The organism is Mucilaginibacter sp. AK015, from assembly GCF_014200785.1.
GTDB lineage: Bacteria > Bacteroidota > Bacteroidia > Sphingobacteriales > Sphingobacteriaceae > Mucilaginibacter.
In genome coordinates this window covers 721,488-740,288 of record NZ_JACHCV010000001.1, presented here as the reverse complement: position 1 = coordinate 740,288, position 18,801 = coordinate 721,488, and the positions used below count along the sequence as shown (strand labels likewise).

Genomic DNA, 18,801 nt, shown 5'->3' with positions numbered 1-18,801 from the left:
CTGCAAACCGATCACTCTGCCTGCGGCAGCACAATGGTAAAGGTGCTGCCTTTGCCTTCAACGCTGCTAACGGTTATTTTACCGCCGTGGCCTTCCACAATGTCCTTAACAATACTTAATCCAATCCCGGTAGATTGCTCGCCCCTGAGCCCCGTACGCCCTGCGCCCGAAAAGCGTTCGAACAATTTGGGGATCATCTCTTTGGGTATGCCCAGTCCATGGTCTGTCACCCTTATTGTGATATTATTTTTATCACTGTTTAAATGCACCTCGACATTATCCGTTTCTTTCGAAAACTTCAGCGCATTGCTGATCAGGTTATCAATAACCCTCGGGAATTTTTCGTGATTTATCTGGGCATAAACCGTTTTTACGTCGCTTATCAACACCACATTTGTATGGCCGCCCTGCTGTATCTTCCAGGTGTTAACTATACCATGCAGCATCTCGTTAAGTTCGGTTTTACGGGTGTCAAAACTGGTGGTATTTTCACTGCGGGCGGCCTCAAGCAGGTCGTCAATAATGGTACGGGCCTTCACACACGATTCGCGCATCATTTTTAGGTTATCCTGTGTATCCTCGTCAATATCTTCCAGTTCCATCATCATCGCTAACGACTCTACGGCGGCAATAGGGTTGCGCAGGTCGTGGGCTACCGTGCCCAGTACCTGGTTTTTAAACACGTTAGCTCTTTCAATTTCCTGGTTTTTATGGCGTATCTCCACTATCTGCCCGTAATAGCTGGCCTTATATGAGAAAAAATACCTCGAAGTTAGGTAGAAACCCGCAAGTAAAATGGCCGATATCATTTGGTTATGCGTCATTTCTGTAGGTCCAACCTGCGCGTGGAAAAGCATCATGGTAAACAGCATTTCGATGCCCAGCAGCAGCACGATGGTCTCGTAATATTCAAAAACAAACAGCACGCTTACAATACTAAGGGCTATCAGGTAAAGGGTAAGGGCGTTGCTCGGGTCGGATGTAGAAATAAAGCTGGAATACATGCCGCAGCATATAATATACAACGCAAATGCAAAAACAAATAAAGCCATGCCCGCTGTGGCGTACTTGGTTTTGCGCATTTGCTGTACCAGCATGTGGCTTATTAAATAAAAAAATGGGGTAACAACAATGAATATCCAGTTGACAAAGTTGAACTCGGGGAAATTCTGTGCTTTTGTTAAGCTCTCCGGAAAAACGTGGTAAAGTATCCTGATAACTATACTTAACGTAAGAAATATAAAACTTGCCGTACGAACGCTCTGCAGGTTTTGATAAGTATAGTAATTGCGATAGGCCACACTATACTTGGGGGGGAGTTTTGTAAAAAAGTGCGTTTCCAAGGTCGTTATTGCGTAAGGGTCCTCCAAAAATATATCAAATTGTTTATTTTTTATTAAAAATCTGAAATACTGTTAGTTGCAGCAGGGTATATTGACAAAATGGCGGTGTTGAAATTATTTTAATGACATTTATTCATTAAACAAGTTATGGCAATTATTTTGAGGCTGATAAAGTACTATGAATTTTAACAACTTTACCATAAAAGCCCAGGAGGCCGTTCAAAAGGCTTCCGAAATTGCAACCGGCAACCAGCAGCAGGCTATCGAGACGGCGCATTTGCTGAAAGGTTTGTTACTGGTTGACGAAAACGTTATAACCTATTTATTAAAAAAATTAAACGTTAACCTTAACAGGCTAAACGATACGCTGGATGCGCAGATAAAATCTTTTCCGAAAGTTAGCGGGAGCGATATTTACCTGGCATCAGCCACCAATAGCGCCTTACAAAAGGCTACCGCTTACTTAAAAGAGTTTAAGGATGAGTTTGTATCGGTTGAGCATATATTGCTTGGTATACTTGCCGGTAGTGATGCCACCGCGGGCGTTTTAAAAGACGCCGGCGTTACCGAAAAAGACTTGAAAAAAGCCATTATCAGCCTCCGCGGTGATAGCAAGGTGACCGATCAGAACGCCGAAGCTACCTATAACGCGCTTAACAAATATGCGCGTAACCTTAACGAGTATGCCGAAAGCGGCAAGCTTGACCCGGTTATTGGCCGTGATGAAGAGATAAGGCGGGTAATACAGATCCTCAGTCGCCGTACCAAAAACAACCCTATACTGGTTGGCGAGCCGGGTGTAGGTAAAACCGCCATTGCCGAAGGTATCGCCTTCCGCATCATCAAAGGAGACGTGCCCGAGAGCCTGAAAACTAAAACAGTTTACTCGCTGGATATGGGCGCGCTGATAGCAGGCGCCAAGTACAAGGGCGAGTTTGAGGAACGCCTGAAAGCCGTTATAAAAGAAGTTATCCAAAGCGATGGCGAGATCGTATTGTTTATCGACGAGATACATACCCTGGTTGGTGCTGGCGGCGGCGAAGGGGCTATGGATGCTGCTAACATCCTGAAACCGGCCCTTGCCCGCGGCGAATTACGCGCCATAGGTGCAACCACGCTAAACGAGTACCAGAAATACGTAGAGAAAGATAAGGCCCTCGAACGCCGTTTCCAAAAGGTGATGGTAGATGAGCCTGACACTGCCGATGCTATTTCTATCCTGCGTGGATTAAAAGAACGTTACGAAGCCCACCACAAGGTGCGGATAAAAGACGAAGCGATCATTGCCGCGGTAGAAATGTCGCAGCGCTATATTTCTGACAGGTTCCTGCCGGATAAGGCTATAGACCTGATGGATGAGGCTGCTTCAAAGCTGCGTTTGGAGATGGACTCGGTACCCGAAGCAGTCGACGAACTCGAGCGCCGCATTATGCAGCTGGAGATTGAGCGCGAAGCCATCAAACGCGAAAAAGATGACCATAAGGTAAAAGAACTAAGCGAAGAAATTGCCAACCTCTCGGCCGATCGCGATTCGCTGCGCGCTAAATGGCAGGGCGAAAAAGATATTGTAGACGGTATTAACCAAAAGGTTGAACAGATAGAAAACTATAAACTTGAAGCTGAGCAGGCCGAGCGGGCCGGTGATTATGGTAAAGTAGCCGAATTACGTTATGGCACCATTGTACAGGCCCAGCAGGAAGTTGATAAGCTGAAAGCAGCCTTAGCCGAAAACCAGGACGACAGCCGCATGCTGAAAGAAGAGGTTACTGCCGATGATATTGCCGGTGTTGTAAGCCGCTGGACAGGCATCCCTGTTAGTAAAATGATACAGAGCGAACGCGAAAAGCTGCTGAACCTGGAAGATGAGCTGCACAAACGCGTAGCCGGGCAGGAGGAAGCCATTGAAGCCATCAGCGATGCCATACGCCGCAGCCGCGCCGGTTTGCAGGATAAACGCAAGCCTATTGGCTCATTCATATTCCTTGGCACCACAGGCGTGGGTAAAACCGAGCTGGCCAAAGCCCTTGCCGAGTACTTATTTAATGACGAAAACTCGCTGGTGCGTATCGATATGAGTGAATACCAGGAACGCCACTCGGTGTCAAGACTGATAGGCGCGCCTCCGGGATATGTGGGTTACGATGAAGGCGGTCAGCTAACCGAAGCCGTACGCCGCAAACCTTACAGCGTAGTGTTGCTTGATGAGATTGAAAAAGCGCACCCTGATGTATTTAATATATTGTTGCAGGTATTGGATGACGGGCATTTAACCGACAACAAAGGCCGCGTGGTGAACTTTAAGAACACCATAATCATCATGACCTCGAACATCGGCTCAAACATTATACAGGAAAACTTTGCCACACTGGAAGATAACAACCGCGAGGAAATTATCGCTAAAACAAAGAACGAACTGTTTACCCTGTTACGGCAAACCATCCGCCCCGAGTTTTTGAACCGTATAGATGAGATCATCATGTTTACGCCGCTGAGCAGGGACGAAATAACCGACATCGTGAAACTGCAGTTCAGGCAGGTACAAAAAACTTTGGCCGAAATGGGCGTAACTATCGAGGCGTCTGATGAAGCGCTTGACTGGCTTGCACAGCTGGGTTACGACCCGCAATTTGGTGCAAGGCCGTTGAAACGGGTGATACAAAAGAAAATACTGAACGAGTTATCCAAACAAATACTGGCCGGGAAGGTGGATAGAGACAGCAAGATAAAGCTGGATATGTTTGATAACAACTTTGTGTTCATGAATGCCGGTGAGTAAGTTTTGATGAGTAAGATGGCATTTATGCAAAAATAGCAGCTTTAGGGCTGCTCTTTTTGTTTATGAAGATTTAGTAAGATCGCTTATTTAGCATCAATATAAGTGTAAACAGATGTAGTTTCGTAGGTGTATGGGGGTTGTCCCGGATTGGTTGTCACACTTTTAGTTTTTGTAGTTTTAGGGTATCCTTGCTCGTCATAAGTGTACGTATATTCTATTGTCTGGTTTTTATCACCTGTTATAGTAACCAATTTTAGAATATCATTTTTGTGTGCGAACGGTGCCGAAGATAAAAACAATTTATCGCCACCATACCGGAACGGATTGTTTTTATTTCCAAATTCCCTGGTTGTTTCCTGTTTATACGTACCGAAATCGGTAGTTTGTTTTATTACGTTCTCGTTCAAATATTCAAATGTTATAACGCTGTTAACCTTATCGACTCCATCGACCGTATATAACCATGTACCGCCCAAAACTTTCGAGTCGCCTGTGTTAAGCTTTATCTTATAATCATACGAAGAGTTTGAGGGCCTGGTATTGGTAACCAAAGTCGGCATTCCATTTTCATATTCAATATCGCGATATTCGTCCACTCCCTGGGATGTACGCGTTTGTCTTTTCAATGTTCCATCGGTATTATAAGTTAAAACAAAGTCGCTGTGTATAAAAGTGGGGCTGTTGCCACCCCAATGCATCTCGATAAGCTGGTTTTGGTCATTGTAAACATATTCCTCTATGACATTGCCATTAGATTGTGTTGTTACAACTTTAGATACCAGTTTATGTTTACCGGTTGAAGGGTTGGTGTTGGTACCGGGTTGCGGATCCGGATCAGGGGTACCAGGTTGGCTGTCTTTTTTACAAGCGTTAAATAACAACGCTACAAGGGCGATAACTAAAATTTTCTTCATATATGTGATAAGATCAAGGTTATAAAAGTAGCCCGCAAATACTCCTTAGCCAAATCAACAGGATGTTTTTTTGCTTATAGGTTGAAAATCAATCCAATAAAATTCAACCGTTATATTGTAAAACAACAATTCACCTTTATGGTTATTTGTGGTATAATCGTTATCACAAATTACATAACACAACTACCATGAAAAATTTTGAAACCTTAGTGGATGCCACTAACGACCTTACAAAAAGGGGATATACCGCCAATTTGAGCCTTGAAGGCGATACCATAGACGATAAATCGCAAAACGTACATATGGGCGCTGAAGACTTTGAAATAGACGAATTTTATCGTTTTGAAGGACAAAGCAATCCTTCGGATATGGCTATTGTATATGCCATCAGTTCGGCAAAGTACAACCTTAAAGGCATACTGATAAACGCGTATGGCACTTACGCCGACGACAGTTCGTCTGCAATACACGCCAAGCTACACCATCACCAGGTTAGCAATAACCTGCACGGCACAGATAGGCCAACACAGTAAGTTTGCAGTAGGCGGTTTGCGGTTAGCGTTTTAACCGCAAACCGCCTACTTATCACTGCAAACCGGCTAAAAGTTTCTTACCTCTCACCTGTATGGCCGGACCTCCACCGCGCAGCATAAATTGCACCTGGTTAGCCAATTCTTCCTTTATCCAATCGTACCGATGGCGTAAATTAAACAGCGTATCCGCCGCAAATACTTTTACGGCCACCTTTACCTTTGGGTCTATCATCCAATCAAAACATTGTTCAACCACACTTTCCATATCAATGGCCGCCAGTTTCAACCGGATAGCTTCGGGCGCGCCGGGTGCGGTAAGGTGCATCATAATACGGGTATAATGCCTTTTGCAGCTGGCATTACTTACCTCGCTCATGCGTTTTACAAAGTATTCCAGGCTGTTTACATACAGTTCGGGCGAGGCCAGCATGGTGGCGTCCAGCAGCCACGCCGCACGAAAAGCCACCCGGGCGTTGGGGTGAAAGGTAAGGTCTATCAACTTATCAAGGTCAAATTTCTCCGCTATCAACCGGGCTGATAATCGCTCAATAAACCCTTTGGCAGGGTCCGCCATTAGCAGGTGTGCAAGCTTGTCGGTGGTGAGCGGGGCGTCCATCAGAAAATATAAAATTATAAAACTTTAGCCGGTGATATCGCTTTATTATAAAAAATTAAGGGTGATGGCTGCGAAACATACAACAAAAAAGGGCGCCAAAAAATGGTCGGGTAAGGTCACCGAAACCAGCGACGCGCTCGACCTTGATCGTGAAGTTTTTAAATCGAAAGATCCGGAAGAGATCGCAGAATCGTTAAAGCACTCGGCTGATAAAAGCCATAGGCGAAAAGGCTCACCTTTTCAAAGCGCTATGTCGATGCTTAATTTTTATATCAATCGTGCAGGTAAAAACCTTACTAAAACTCAAAAGAAACCATTGGAGCGGGCTAAAAATAAGCTACGCAAGTTATATGGTCGCGACGAAAAGTAAGTGCGGCCTAAATATATTTAGCGCAACATAGCCCGCGTTTAACCGTCATAATACATAACGGCGTAAAAAGTTACGCTATTCTACAACACGGCATAACAAAAATTATACATTTGCCTACCGTTAAATAATCGTTATTACATGGTTAAATTCAATCGATTTACACTGGACAATGGCCTTAAGGTGCTTGTTCATGAAGATAATACAACCCCAATGGCCGTGCTTAACATTTTATATGATGTTGGCGCGCGCGATGAAGACCCGGAACAAACCGGTTTTGCGCATTTATTTGAGCACCTGATGTTTGGCGGCTCAATAAATATTCCAAATTACGACGGCCCGCTGCAACGGGTAGGGGGTGAAAACAACGCCTTTACCAGCAACGATATAACCAACTATTACATCACCCTGCCATCGGCTAACATCGAGACGGGCTTTTGGCTGGAGAGCGACCGTATGTTAAACCTTGCCTTTAGCGAAAAAAGCCTGGAGGTACAGCGCAACGTGGTGATAGAGGAGTTTAAACAGCGTTACCTGAACCAGCCTTACGGCGATGTTTGGTTAAAGCTTAGGCCGTTGGTTTACAAGCAGCACCCGTACCGTTGGGCCACTATAGGTAAAACCATAAAACACATCGAGGATGCCAGGATTGAGGATGTAAAGGCATTTTTTAAAAAGCATTATAACCCTCAAAACGCCATTTTGGTGGTGGGCGGCGATGTTAAGACCGAAGATATAAAGTTGCTGGCCGAAAAGTGGTTTGGCCCAATCCCGGCCGGGGAAAAATACGTGCGCAACCTGCCGCAGGAACAGGCCCAGCACGAGGAACGCCGCGAAACTGTTACCGGCAAGGTGCCGCTCAATGATGTATACATTGCCTTCCAGATGGAGGGACGTGTAGATAAGAGTTACTACGCTGTGGAGCTAATGTCTGATATTCTTTCAAGGGGAAACTCATCGCGCCTGTACCGCGGTTTGGTGAAGGAAAAGCCAATTTTTAGCGAAGTGCACGCTTATATAACCGGCAGCCTGGATAAAGGGATGTTTGTGCTGGAAGGGAAGCCGCTCGAAAATATTAGCATTGAGCAGGCCGAGGAGGCGCTTTGGGGCGAACTGGAGAAACTGAAGAACGAAGAAGTGCCCGCGGATGAGTTGACCAAGGTGAAGAACAAAACCGAATCGACCATGGTGTTTTCTGAAATGTCGCTTTTAGACAAAGCCATGAACCTGGCGTTTTACGAGCTGATGGGCGATGCGGAAAACTTTAATCACGAATCGGAAAAGTTTTTAGCAGTAACTGCCGGGCAGATAAAGGAATATGCCAATCTTATCTTCAGGAAAGACAACTCATCAACACTGATATACCTGGCAGAAAAGACTGAATTGTCTGAACCCGAATTAACAGAAAGTACAGGTCATTAGTCACTGGCTTCATTTCGTCATTCTTTCCGTTCCCGCAACGGGTATTGACTCAATGATAGTGAAGCAAATGATTCAATTATAGCAAAGTAAATAACTTAATGAGCAAAATAGACAGAACCTTAGCCCCGCAATTTAACGGGGTAGAAAATATAAACCTGATACACCCTGAAAGCACCAAGCTTGCCAATGGCTGCAACGTATTTACTTTCAATTCAGGTACGCTTGACCTGGTACGGATTGAGTGGATATTTACTAACCTGCGGTTTGACCCGGCCAAACCCCTGCTTAACGTTGCGGCGAATACGATGCTTACCGAGGGAACAACCAAACTGACCGCCGCGCAAATTGCCGAAAAAATAGACTTTTACGGCGCGTTCCTGCAGGTCGACTATAGCTACGATCAATCGCAGGTAACACTGTTTACGCTTACCAAGCACCTGGAGGCTACTTTGCCTGTCGTAAAAGATATTCTTACGGATTCCATTTTCCCTGAAAAGGAACTGGAAACCTTTGCGCGTAACCAGCAGCAAAAGTTGCAGGTTAGCCTGCAAAAGAACGACTTTGTGGCCCGGCGGGTATTTAATAAGGCACTTTACGGCGAAACTATTTATGGCCTGGCTGCCGAACCGGAGGACTTCAGATCGCTTAAAAGGGAAGACCTGCTTGCGCATTTTAAACAAATGTACCAGCCACATAACTGTAGTATTATTATTGCAGGCAAGGCCGACCCCGAAATTTTAAAAACGGTGACAGCCACTTTTGAAGGACAATGGGCAGGTGCTGCCACAGCTGCCGATACTACGCAGCCCCCGTTGCAACACGCCGCCGAACGCTTTTTTTATATTGATAAACCCGACGCGCTGCAATCGGCCATACGTATAGGTACGCCTTTTGTAAACCGCACACATCCGGATTTTCCGGCGTTGCAGGTGCTGAACACCGTGTTGGGTGGATATTTTGGTTCGCGGTTAATGGCAAACATCCGCGAGGATAAGGGATATACATACGGCATTGGTTCGGGCATGTCGTCGTTCAGGCAAACGGGCTCGTTCTTTATCGCTTCCGAAGTAGGGGCCGACGTATGTAAAGCAGCAGTTATGGAAGTAGAAAAGGAAGTAAACCGGTTAAAAACCGACCTCATCCCCGACGAAGAACTATCGTTGGTACGCAACTTTATGCTGGGTTCGCTTTTAGGCAGCCTGGAGAATGTGCTGTCGCATGCTGATAAATTCAAGAACCTGTACTTTGCCGGTTTAGATTACGATTATTATGAACGCTACACCCAAACCGTAAAACATATCACCGCCGAAGAATTGAAAACATTGGCCAATAAATACCTTGATTTTGATAGCTTTTATAAGGTGATAGTAGGGAAATATTGATTTCGGATGTTCGATTTCGGATTTATTAATGTTTTTAAATTTGTTTAATGGATAAAATTGAACTAAAAAGGCGGACCAAAAAGTTCACTATTGATGTCATTAAATTGGTGATACGCTCCCAAGTGGGAAAGCACTTAATGTTTTAGTTAATCAATTACTAAGAAGCTCGTCTTCGGTTGGAGCAAATTATAGAGCAGCTTGCAGGGGAAAATCATTACCTGATTTTATCAATAAAATTGTTATAGTCGAGGAAGAAGCTGATGAAGCTATGTTTTGGCTTGAAGTTATGCATGAGTCGGGATTAGTTTCCGCGGATAAAATCACCCCTTTACTAAACGAAGCAAATGAATTAACCGCAATATTCACAGCCATTGGTAAAACAGCTAAAGAAAATCAAAAGAACGCAAGGCAAAATATTAAATAGTTACTAATCTCAAATTAGTAAATTATGTAAATCCAAAATTGAACGTCCGAAGTTCGAAATAACAGGATAACATCTAATTGTCAGAATCACGTAAATCCGAAATCGAACATCCGAAATCCGAAATATTTTATTAGCTTTGCCCGGCAAATAATAACTCCAAATAATTATTTGCTATGCAGTTAGACCCATCCAAATTTGTCGCCGAAGGATTAACTTATGACGACGTACTGTTACTCCCCGCATATTCAGAAGTACTGCCTCGCGAGGTAAATACCAGTACTTTTTTAACAAAAAAGATTCGTTTAAATATCCCCATCATTTCGGCTGCGATGGATACCGTAACCGAAGCAGGCCTGGCTATTGCTATTGCCCAGGCAGGCGGCATCGGCATGCTGCATAAAAACATGACCATACAGGCCCAGGCGGACGAAGTGCGCAAGGTTAAACGGTCTGAAAGCGGCATGATCATGGAACCGGTTACGCTGTCGGAAGATGCTTTACTTTCCGACGCGGTTAATATTATGCGCGAAAATAGTATAGGCGGTATCCCGGTTATATCATCCGGGCGAAAATTAAAAGGCATCATTACCAACCGCGACCTTCGCTTTCAAAAGGACCTTACCGTTGCGGTTAAAGATGTAATGACCAAAACAAACCTGATAGTTGCGCCCCAGGGCACAACCTTGCAGGATGCTGCTGCTATATTGCAGGATAACAAAATAGAAAAACTGCCGGTTGTTGATAAGGATGGTAAACTGGTAGGTTTAATTACCTATAAAGATATTCAGAAAGTTAAAAACTTCCCTAATGCCTGTAAGGATGAGTTTGGCCGCCTGCGCGTTGGCGCCGCGGTTGGCGTTGCTGCGGATAATATTGATCGCGTTACGGCCCTGGTAAAGGCTGGTGTTGACGTTATTACGGTTGATACTGCCCATGGCCACTCAAAAGGGGTTATAGATATGGTAAGGGCCGTTAAACAGCTACATCCCGACTTGCAGGTAATTGCCGGTAACATTGCCACTGCAGATGCTGCCAGGGCACTTGCCGATGCTGGTGCCGATGCTGTGAAGGTAGGTATTGGCCCGGGCTCTATCTGTACAACCCGTATTATAGCCGGCGTGGGTGTGCCGCAGCTTTACGCCATTTATGAATGCGCTAAAGCCCTTGAGGGCACGGGCATCCCGGTTATTGCCGATGGCGGTATCAAACAAACCGGAGATATCGTAAAAGCCATAGCGGCAGGGGCCAGCTCTATCATGGCAGGTTCATTATTTGCCGGGGTTGAGGAATCACCTGGTGAAACCATTATATATGAAGGCCGTAAGTTTAAATCGTACCGCGGCATGGGTTCTATCGAAGCCATGGCCAAGGGCTCAAAAGACCGCTACTTTCAGGACGAGACCGATGTGGTAACCAAACTGGTTCCCGAAGGCATCGTTGGTCGCGTGCCGTTCAAAGGCAACATGGCCGAGGTAGTTTATCAGTATATTGGCGGTTTACGCGCCGGCATGCACTACTGCGGTGCGGCTAATATCGAAGATCTGCAGAAAGCAAAATTTGTGCGTATCACTGCAGCCGGCATGCGCGAAAGCCACCCGCACGATATTACCATAACTAAGGAAGCTCCGAATTATACGAGGTAGTGAATAGCGATTGGTTGATTAGGTGAGTAGTTTTAGCTGTTCATTTAATTAACCATTTTTATACCACTCCCCACTCACAAAATCAACCAATAACCATGCGCAGCATTTGCATCTTCTGCGGTGCCAACTTCAACGGCGACCCTGTACTGAAACAAGCCATTGAAACATTGGCTGATGTAATGGTGAGTAAAAAAATCACGCTTATTTACGGTGGCGGCAATGTTGGCATCATGGGTCTGCTGGCCGATGCAGTGATGGGCAGGGGCGGAGAAGTGATAGGCGTTATGCCTAAGTTTTTGATTGATAAGGAAGTGGGCCACACCGGTATCACCAAACTGCATATTGTGGACAACATGCACCAGCGCAAGCAAATGATGAACGACCTGTGCGATGGTATCATGATGCTTCCCGGCGGCATTGGTACGCTCGAAGAATTTTTTGAGGTGCTTACCTGGCTGCAGCTCGGCTTGCACAACCATCCGGTTGGCATCCTGAACGTCAACGGTTTTTACGATCTGCTTTTACAGCAGATGGATGCTATGGTTGAGCAGCGCTATCTTAAGCCCGCCAACCGTAAATTAATACTCACTTCTGCCGACCCGATAGAACTGGTCAACCTGATGGATAACATCATCATAAGACCTGAGGAAGTTTGGTTTAAAGACCAGAATTTTACGTAATTTTCTTCAATTTTCTCAAGAATTTTCTAACTTATTTATTATGCATGCATAATAAATTCATCATGGATAGGTTATCTTCTGATTAATTTTCCTAAAATTACATAACCTATTATAAAACATGTATGGATCTGGAATTCAATAAAAATGAGGATGTTAACAAACAGCTCGTTTACGAATTTAACACAAGGCTCAAAAAAATATACCTCGGCGGGGGCGAAAAAGCCGCAGCTAAGCAAAAAGAGAAGGGTAAACTGCTTGCCCGTGAGCGTATTGCCTATCTGATAGACGATGACAAACCCTGGCTTGAGGTTGGTGCCTTCACCGCCGACGGCATGTACGCCGATCATGGCGGTTGCCCCAGCGGCGGTGTAGTGTGTGGTATAGGATACATAGCTGGCCGTCAGTGCGTTATAGTAGCTAATGATGCTACCGTAAAGGCCGGAGCATGGTTCCCAATAACGGCTAAAAAGAACCTGCGCGCCCAGGAAATTGCCATGGAAAACCGCCTGCCAATCATCTATCTGGTTGACTCGGCGGGTGTGTACCTGCCTTTGCAGGACGAGATATTCCCTGATAAAGAGCACTTTGGCCGCATATTCCGTAATAATGCCATCATGAGCAGTATGGGTATCATCCAGATAGCTGCCATTATGGGATCATGTGTGGCTGGTGGGGCTTACCTGCCTATCATGAGCGATGAGGCCATGATTGTTGAAGGCACAGGTTCCGTTTTCCTTGCGGGATCATACCTGGTTAAATCTGCTATCGGCGAAGACGTTGACAATGAAACACTTGGCGGGGCGACTACACAGTGCGAGATATCGGGGGTAACCGATTACAAACAGCCCAACGATAAGGCCTGCCTGGATTCTATCCGCAATATTATGAACAAAGTGGGCGATTATAATAAGGCCGGCTTCGACCGTATAAAACCCGCTGCACCTAAGCTAAACGAAAAGGATATGTACGGAATATTGCCGGATACCCGCGAAAAGGCCTACGATATGTACGAGATCATCAAGCGCCTGATAGATAATTCGGAATTTGAAGAATATAAGGCTGGCTATGGTCAATCTATCATTTGCGGGCTGGCCCGCGTGGATGGCTGGGCGGTAGGTATTGTGGCTAACCAGCGTAAGGTTATCAAATCTAAAAAAGGCGAAATGCAGTTTGGCGGGGTTATCTATTCCGATTCGGCTGATAAGGCAACCCGCTTTATCATGAATTGTAACCAAAAGAAGATACCATTGGTGTTTTTGCAGGATGTTACCGGCTTTATGGTAGGCAGCCGCAGCGAATATGGCGGCATCATCAAAGACGGCGCTAAAATGGTGAATGCGGTATCAAACTCCGTAGTCCCTAAATTCACTATTGTTATAGGTAATTCGTACGGTGCAGGTAACTACGCCATGTGCGGCAAGGCTTACGATCCGCGGCTGATCTACGCCTGGCCATCAGCAAAAATAGCTGTAATGGGCGGCGCGCAGGCGGCTAAGGTGCTGGTGCAAATGCAATCGGCCGGTTTAAAGGCAAAAGGCGAGGTGGTTGACGAGGCAAAGGAAGCCGAGCTGCTAAAGCAAACAACCTACCGCTATAACGCGCAAACCACACCATATTACGCAGCGGCAAGGCTTTGGGTAGATGGTATTATCGACCCGTTGGAGACCCGGAAAGTAATATCAATGGGCATAGAAGCCGCTAACCACGCGCCGATAGAAAAAGCTTTTAATGTGGGGATAATACAAACGTAGTATCCCTCCACGTCATTGCGAGGCGATGCCACGTGGCAATCTTCTTAAGGAATTCATTCATGCGATTCCGCCGGGCAGTCCTAATGAGATTGCCCCGCTATCGCTCGTAATGACAGGTTTTTTTCATACCTTCAAAAAATGAAAAAGCTGCTATTACCGCTATTCCTGCTATCAGCACTAACCGCATCTGCTCAGGATGTTAATAAAATCCATCAAAAGGCTATCCTGATAGACACCCATAATGATGCTATTTCAAACCAGCTTATCACCGGGGCCGACCTGGGTAAAGCGCAAACTACAGGCAATTTCGATATACCCCGCGCTAAAACCGGCGGCTTGGATGTACAGGTTTTTTCCATCTGGTGCGGAGACCAATATGGCCACGGGACAGCGTATGCTTATGCAAATCGCGAAATAGATTCGTTAGACGCGCTTATTAAACGTTATCCAAATAAAATACAGTTGGTGCGTAATGCTGCCGACCTCCAGAAAGCCGTAAAACAAAATAAGCTGGCCGCCATGATAGGTGTAGAAGGCGGCCATATGATAGAGGACAGGCTGGATTATATTGACAGCTTGCACAAACGCGGCATGACCTACCTGACCTTGACCTGGAACAACAGCACCAGTTGGGCATCATCCGCCCGTGACGAGGTGTTACATAGTGATACCTTAAAACATAAAGGCCTTACTGATTTTGGCAAGCAGGTGGTTAAAAAACTGAATGATTTGGGCGTGATGATAGACCTGTCGCACCCCGGCGAACAAACCTTTAACGATGTTATGGCCATTACTACCAAACCGGTTATCGCATCGCATAGCTGTGTTTACGCGCTAAATCCACACCGTCGAAACTTAAAAGACTACCAGCTAAAGGCTATTGCAAAAAATGGGGGAGTGGTGTTTCTGAATTTTTACAGTGGTTTTATTGACAGTGCTTATGACGCCCGCCACGAGGCATACCTTGTAAAACATAAAACCGAGCTTGATTCGTTAATAAAAATATATAACGACTATGACCTGGCCAGCATCCGACTGAATGTGATCAACAAAGCGGAATCTGACCAGTTCAGGCCACCGCTGAGCATGCTTGTTAAGCATCTCGACTATATGGTGAAACTTATTGGGGCCGATCACGTGGGTATCGGCTCGGATTTTGACGGGGCAGAATCATACCCGCTTGGATTAAACGGCGTTACCGATTACCCTAAGATAACCGCGGAGTTGCTTAAACTGAACTACAGTAAAAAAGACATTTACAAAATATTAGGCGGTAATTTCATCAGGGTATTAAAGGCCAATGTTGGGCGTTGACACTGTAAGGTAACTCAACAAAAAGCGACAAACTATCATGAGGTATGTTGGTAAATAGTCATCAAGGTATGGCAGTATGTTGACTATTACCTATTGGCGCACTCATGTATAAATCTTAAATTCGCACTTCACTTAAAGATACAAATGTCACAAGATATTGAACACGTAAAATGCCTTATTATAGGGTCGGGCCCGGCGGGTTATACCGCAGCTATTTATGCTTCACGTGCCGACCTTCGCCCTGTTATGTACACCGGTATGCTTGCCGGCGGGCAGCTTACCCAAACCACCGAGGTAGAGAACTTTCCTGGCTATCCTGACGGTATAATGGGCCCCGAAATGATGGAAGACTTTCGTAAACAGGCCGAGCGCCTGGGTACCGACATCCGTTTTGGATATGTAAGTTCAGTTGATTTTTCGTCATTGCCGCATAAGGTGACAGTGGACGAAAGTAAAACCATCCTGGCCGATACCGTTATTATATCTACCGGCGCATCAGCAAAATGGCTGGGTTTAGAGTCTGAACAAAAATACAGTGGTTTTGGGGTATCGGCCTGCGCCGTTTGCGACGGTTTTTTCTTTAAAGGACAGGACGTAGCTATTGTAGGTGCGGGGGATACCGCTGCCGAAGAAGCAACTTATCTGGCTAAACTTTGCCGCAAGGTATACATGATCGTTCGCCGCGACGAGTTCCGCGCTTCAAAAGCAATGGTGCACCGCGTTTTAAACACGCCAAATATTGAAGTATTATACAACACCGAAACTATTGAGATATTGGGCGACGGCCAAAGCGTTAACGCGGTTAAGGTTTGCAATAATCAAACAAATGAAGGCAGGACACTTGACGTTACCGGTTTTTTTGTTGCCATAGGCCACAAACCAAATACCGATATCTTTCGCGGGGTTATAAATATGGATGAAACAGGTTACATTATCACCCGCCCCGGATCAACCGAAACAAATATAGAAGGTGTGTTTTGTTGCGGCGATGCGCAAGATCATATCTATCGCCAGGCAGTTACTGCCGCCGGCACCGGTTGCATGGCAGCTATAGATGCCGAGCGTTATCTGGCTGCTAAAGAGCATGTTGTGACAGCGTAATCAGCGATTAGTAAGAGATCGGATTTATGATCTAAATAATCTCTATTATCCAATCTCTTGTCTCTAATTAAAATATTTTAAAAAGCCGCATTCTTAATAAGGATGCGGCTTTTTTGTTTCTGTTTGTGTAATTTTTGGGTTATAATGGTACATTATTTTTAAATAATGTTAAATTACGACCTCATTTATACACCTGTTTCTATTTTTCTTATGAATAAAAAGATATCTGCAATACTGCTTGCATTTTTGATAACCTCAACAATTATTGTTAACGCCCAGGACAATGACCCATACGCAGGAATTATCCCTGCACCGGTGTCGGTGAAAAAAGCCCCCGGCGAATTTATTTTGAGCCAGGAGACCATTATACAAGCCGATACGCCAAACAATAAAGCTGTGCAGTTCTTCTCGGCCTACTTAGCCGATCATATGGCTTATAACAAGCAGGTAGCTTTAAGAAATGCACGGGTTAGTACAACCAGCATATATTTAACATCAACAGGTACAGAAAACCTGCCCGCCGAAGGCTACCGCTTAACAATTACCCCGCAGCAAATAACAGTTGCGGGCAAAGGCGCCGGTTTATTTTACGGTATACAAACATTAATTCAATTAATACCGCTTGAGCGGGGCGCTACAGCAAAATTGCCCGCCGTAACCATCGAAGATTACCCCCGTTTTGGCTACAGGGGCATGATGCTTGATGTATGCCGCCATTTTTTCTCGGTAGAGTTTGTCAAGAAATATATCGACCTGATGGCCGCTTATAAACTAAACACTTTTCACTGGCATTTAACAGACGATCAGGGATGGCGCATCGAGATCAAAAAATATCCGAAGCTAACTACTGTTGGCAGCACCCGCAAGGAAAGCGTTATAGGTAACTACCGCGACCGAACACCGCTGCAATATGATGGTGTACCGGTATCGGGTTTCTACACACAAGATCAGATACGCGATGTAATCAAATATGCTGCCGACCGCTATATTACCATTGTGCCCGAAATTGAAATGCCGGGCCACGCCCTGGCGGCATTGTCGGCTTACCCCGAGTTAAGCTGCGATCCCCGCATCAAGTATGAGGTTACAGGTAAATGGGGAGTATTTAACAACATCTATTGCCCTTCCGAAAAAACCTTTAGCTTCTTGCAGGATGTATTGACCGAGGTAATAGATCTGTTTCCAAGCAAATACATTCACATTGGCGGCGACGAAGCGCCCAAAGATGTTTGGAAACAGTCGAAGTTTTGCCAGGATCTGATAAAACGCCTTAAATTAAAAGATGAGCATGGCTTGCAAAGCTACTTCATCCAACGGATGGAGAAGTTTGTAAACAGTAAAGGCCGCAGCATTATAGGATGGGACGAAATATTGGAAGGCGGCCTTGCACCAAATGCTACTGTAATGAGCTGGCGTGGTGAAGAAGGTGGTATAGAGGCCGCCAAACAACATCATGATGTGATCATGACGCCGAGCAGCCAGGGCCTTTACCTGGATCATGCACAAGGCAAATTAAACCAGGAACCTGTAGGTATAGGCGGCAATGCGCCCATAAACAAAACTTACGCGTATAACCCCACACCTGCAGCACTAACCCCTGACCAGCAAAAGTACATAAAAGGTGTACAAGCCAACCTCTGGACAGAGTATATCACCACCGATGCAAAAGTGGAATATATGCTGTTGCCGCGCATGCTGGCCTTATCTGAAGTGGCTTGGACACCTGTAGCGAACAAAAACTTTAAGGACTTTTCGGAAACGCGCTTGCCTGATCATTTAGCACGTTTTGATAAAGAAGGATATAATTACCGGGTACCTGCTGCCATTGGCGCTGTTGATACTGTAATGATAGGTTCTTCCATGACGGTTAACCTTAAATCGCCGGTAACGGGTGCCAAGGTATATTATACTATTGATGGCTACACGCCAAGGGAAACCGAATTGTTATATACCAGGCCAATGACGTACCCGATACCGCCCGACGAATACCGCGACCTGAAAACCATTGTAATAACGCCATCCGGCAAGCGCAGCGTAGTTACCGCGGCCAAGGTGTTTAACAAGGCACCGCTGGCACCTGTACAATACACAGGTAATACGCCTGGCTTAAAGTACCAGGCATCGGCGGGCACATATGTAAATACTACTCAAATCAATCCCGCTGCCGTAATTGATACCGGTATAGCCAAAAGCTTCAGCACAGCGCTAAGCGCTTTCAAAAAGGCGTTCAATAAATATGGCGTAGTATTTTACGGGTATATCAAGGCCGACGTAGATGGTACCTACAATTTTTCAACCCAGTCATCAAATGGTTCCGTTTTACTGATCGATGACGTGCCTATTGTTGATAATGACGGCCGTACCGGTACGGTTGAGCAGCAGGGCGCTATACCATTGTTAAAAGGCTACCATAAGATCACCATTAAATATGTAGATGCCAATTCATCGGGCAGCGGCCTGCGCGTTTACATGACCATCCCGGGTAAGCCAAAAGGTGAGATATCACCGGATATGATGTATAATTAATAGCTATAT

General features: G+C 45.4%; 15 protein-coding genes. 12 read left to right on the top strand and 3 right to left on the bottom strand.

What is annotated here, in order from left to right; all coding sequences use genetic code 11:
• Nucleotides 1-11: 11 nt before the first annotated feature.
• Entirely contained in the window at nt 12-1,343 is a 1,332-nt protein-coding gene (locus tag HDC91_RS03235; protein WP_183548401.1) for a sensor histidine kinase KdpD, read from the bottom strand.
• Nucleotides 1,344-1,521: 178 nt separating this feature from the next.
• Here HDC91_RS03235 and clpB point away from each other — a divergent pair, with 178 nt between their 5' ends.
• Nucleotides 1,522-4,119, top strand: a complete 2,598-nt coding sequence (gene clpB, locus HDC91_RS03230) for an ATP-dependent chaperone ClpB (RefSeq protein WP_183548399.1) — start codon at nt 1,522-1,524, stop codon at nt 4,117-4,119.
• 83 nt (nt 4,120-4,202) lie between these two features.
• Here the strand turns inward: clpB and HDC91_RS03225 are convergent, their stop codons facing one another.
• Nucleotides 4,203-5,033 (bottom strand): hypothetical protein, encoded by an 831-nt coding sequence (locus HDC91_RS03225; protein ID WP_183548397.1) that lies wholly within the window; start codon nt 5,031-5,033, stop codon nt 4,203-4,205.
• Between the two features lie 188 nt (nt 5,034-5,221).
• On the opposite strand from HDC91_RS03225, the gene HDC91_RS03220 reads away from it, so the two are divergent.
• Nucleotides 5,222-5,566 (top strand): phosphoribosylpyrophosphate synthetase, encoded by a 345-nt coding sequence (locus tag HDC91_RS03220; protein ID WP_183548395.1) that lies wholly within the window; start codon nt 5,222-5,224, stop codon nt 5,564-5,566.
• Between the two features lie 52 nt (nt 5,567-5,618).
• Here HDC91_RS03220 and HDC91_RS03215 read toward each other — a convergent pair whose 3' ends face one another.
• On the bottom strand, nt 5,619-6,182 hold the full coding sequence (locus HDC91_RS03215) for a hypothetical protein (protein WP_183548393.1): 564 nt from the start codon (nt 6,180-6,182) through the stop codon (nt 5,619-5,621).
• A 64-nt stretch (nt 6,183-6,246) separates the two neighbouring features.
• On the opposite strand from HDC91_RS03215, the gene HDC91_RS03210 reads away from it, so the two are divergent.
• The 10 genes from HDC91_RS03210 to HDC91_RS03165 all read left to right on the top strand — a co-directional run bounded on the left by HDC91_RS03210 (nt 6,247) and on the right by HDC91_RS03165 (nt 18,792).
• The gene (locus HDC91_RS03210; protein WP_162432250.1) at nt 6,247-6,552 is read left to right on the top strand and encodes a DUF3175 domain-containing protein; all 306 of its coding nucleotides are present in this window, start codon (nt 6,247-6,249) and stop codon (nt 6,550-6,552) included.
• Between the two features lie 138 nt (nt 6,553-6,690).
• Nucleotides 6,691-7,971 (top strand): pitrilysin family protein, encoded by a 1,281-nt coding sequence (locus HDC91_RS03205; protein ID WP_183548392.1) that lies wholly within the window; start codon nt 6,691-6,693, stop codon nt 7,969-7,971.
• Between the two features lie 98 nt (nt 7,972-8,069).
• Nucleotides 8,070-9,353 carry a pitrilysin family protein gene (locus HDC91_RS03200; protein WP_183548390.1) on the top strand — a complete coding sequence of 428 codons (1,284 nt, stop codon included), beginning with the start codon at nt 8,070-8,072 and terminating at the stop codon, nt 9,351-9,353.
• 103 nt (nt 9,354-9,456) lie between these two features.
• The gene (locus HDC91_RS03195) at nt 9,457-9,777 is read left to right on the top strand and encodes a four helix bundle protein (RefSeq protein ID WP_370576804.1); all 321 of its coding nucleotides are present in this window, start codon (nt 9,457-9,459) and stop codon (nt 9,775-9,777) included.
• A 173-nt stretch (nt 9,778-9,950) separates the two neighbouring features.
• Nucleotides 9,951-11,420, top strand: a complete 1,470-nt coding sequence (guaB, locus tag HDC91_RS03190) for an IMP dehydrogenase (RefSeq protein ID WP_183548388.1) — start codon at nt 9,951-9,953, stop codon at nt 11,418-11,420.
• Between the two features lie 95 nt (nt 11,421-11,515).
• On the top strand, nt 11,516-12,100 hold the full coding sequence (locus HDC91_RS03185) for a TIGR00730 family Rossman fold protein (protein ID WP_183548386.1): 585 nt from the start codon (nt 11,516-11,518) through the stop codon (nt 12,098-12,100).
• Nucleotides 12,101-12,222: 122 nt separating this feature from the next.
• A complete protein-coding gene (locus tag HDC91_RS03180) occupies nt 12,223-13,851 on the top strand; it encodes an acyl-CoA carboxylase subunit beta (protein WP_183548384.1) in 1,629 nt (542 codons plus the stop codon).
• A gap of 138 nt (nt 13,852-13,989) precedes the next feature.
• Complete coding sequence (locus HDC91_RS03175) at nt 13,990-15,165, top strand: dipeptidase (protein WP_183548382.1); 1,176 nt, start codon at nt 13,990-13,992, stop codon at nt 15,163-15,165.
• 144 nt (nt 15,166-15,309) lie between these two features.
• Nucleotides 15,310-16,266: a thioredoxin-disulfide reductase gene (gene trxB, locus HDC91_RS03170; RefSeq protein ID WP_183548380.1), complete on the top strand. Its 957-nt coding sequence runs from the start codon at nt 15,310-15,312 to the stop codon at nt 16,264-16,266.
• A 210-nt stretch (nt 16,267-16,476) separates the two neighbouring features.
• Complete coding sequence (locus tag HDC91_RS03165) at nt 16,477-18,792, top strand: family 20 glycosylhydrolase (RefSeq protein WP_183548378.1); 2,316 nt, start codon at nt 16,477-16,479, stop codon at nt 18,790-18,792.
• Nucleotides 18,793-18,801: the final 9 nt, after the last annotated feature.

What these genes read in the sequence shown, in the direction of transcription:
- clpB (WP_183548399.1), top strand. Translation starts at nt 1,522, where the DNA reads ATGAATTTTAACAACTTTACCATAAAAGCCCAGGAGGCCGTTCAAAAG.
- HDC91_RS03225 (WP_183548397.1), bottom strand. Translation starts at nt 5,033, where the DNA reads ATGAAGAAAATTTTAGTTATCGCCCTTGTAGCGTTGTTATTTAACGCT.
- HDC91_RS03220 (WP_183548395.1), top strand. Translation starts at nt 5,222, where the DNA reads ATGAAAAATTTTGAAACCTTAGTGGATGCCACTAACGACCTTACAAAA.
- HDC91_RS03215 (WP_183548393.1), bottom strand. Translation starts at nt 6,182, where the DNA reads ATGGACGCCCCGCTCACCACCGACAAGCTTGCACACCTGCTAATGGCG.
- HDC91_RS03210 (WP_162432250.1), top strand. Translation starts at nt 6,247, where the DNA reads ATGGCTGCGAAACATACAACAAAAAAGGGCGCCAAAAAATGGTCGGGT.
- HDC91_RS03205 (WP_183548392.1), top strand. Translation starts at nt 6,691, where the DNA reads ATGGTTAAATTCAATCGATTTACACTGGACAATGGCCTTAAGGTGCTT.
- HDC91_RS03200 (WP_183548390.1), top strand. Translation starts at nt 8,070, where the DNA reads ATGAGCAAAATAGACAGAACCTTAGCCCCGCAATTTAACGGGGTAGAA.
- guaB (WP_183548388.1), top strand. Translation starts at nt 9,951, where the DNA reads ATGCAGTTAGACCCATCCAAATTTGTCGCCGAAGGATTAACTTATGAC.
- HDC91_RS03185 (WP_183548386.1), top strand. Translation starts at nt 11,516, where the DNA reads ATGCGCAGCATTTGCATCTTCTGCGGTGCCAACTTCAACGGCGACCCT.
- HDC91_RS03180 (WP_183548384.1), top strand. Translation starts at nt 12,223, where the DNA reads ATGGATCTGGAATTCAATAAAAATGAGGATGTTAACAAACAGCTCGTT.
- HDC91_RS03175 (WP_183548382.1), top strand. Translation starts at nt 13,990, where the DNA reads ATGAAAAAGCTGCTATTACCGCTATTCCTGCTATCAGCACTAACCGCA.
- trxB (WP_183548380.1), top strand. Translation starts at nt 15,310, where the DNA reads ATGTCACAAGATATTGAACACGTAAAATGCCTTATTATAGGGTCGGGC.
- HDC91_RS03165 (WP_183548378.1), top strand. Translation starts at nt 16,477, where the DNA reads ATGAATAAAAAGATATCTGCAATACTGCTTGCATTTTTGATAACCTCA.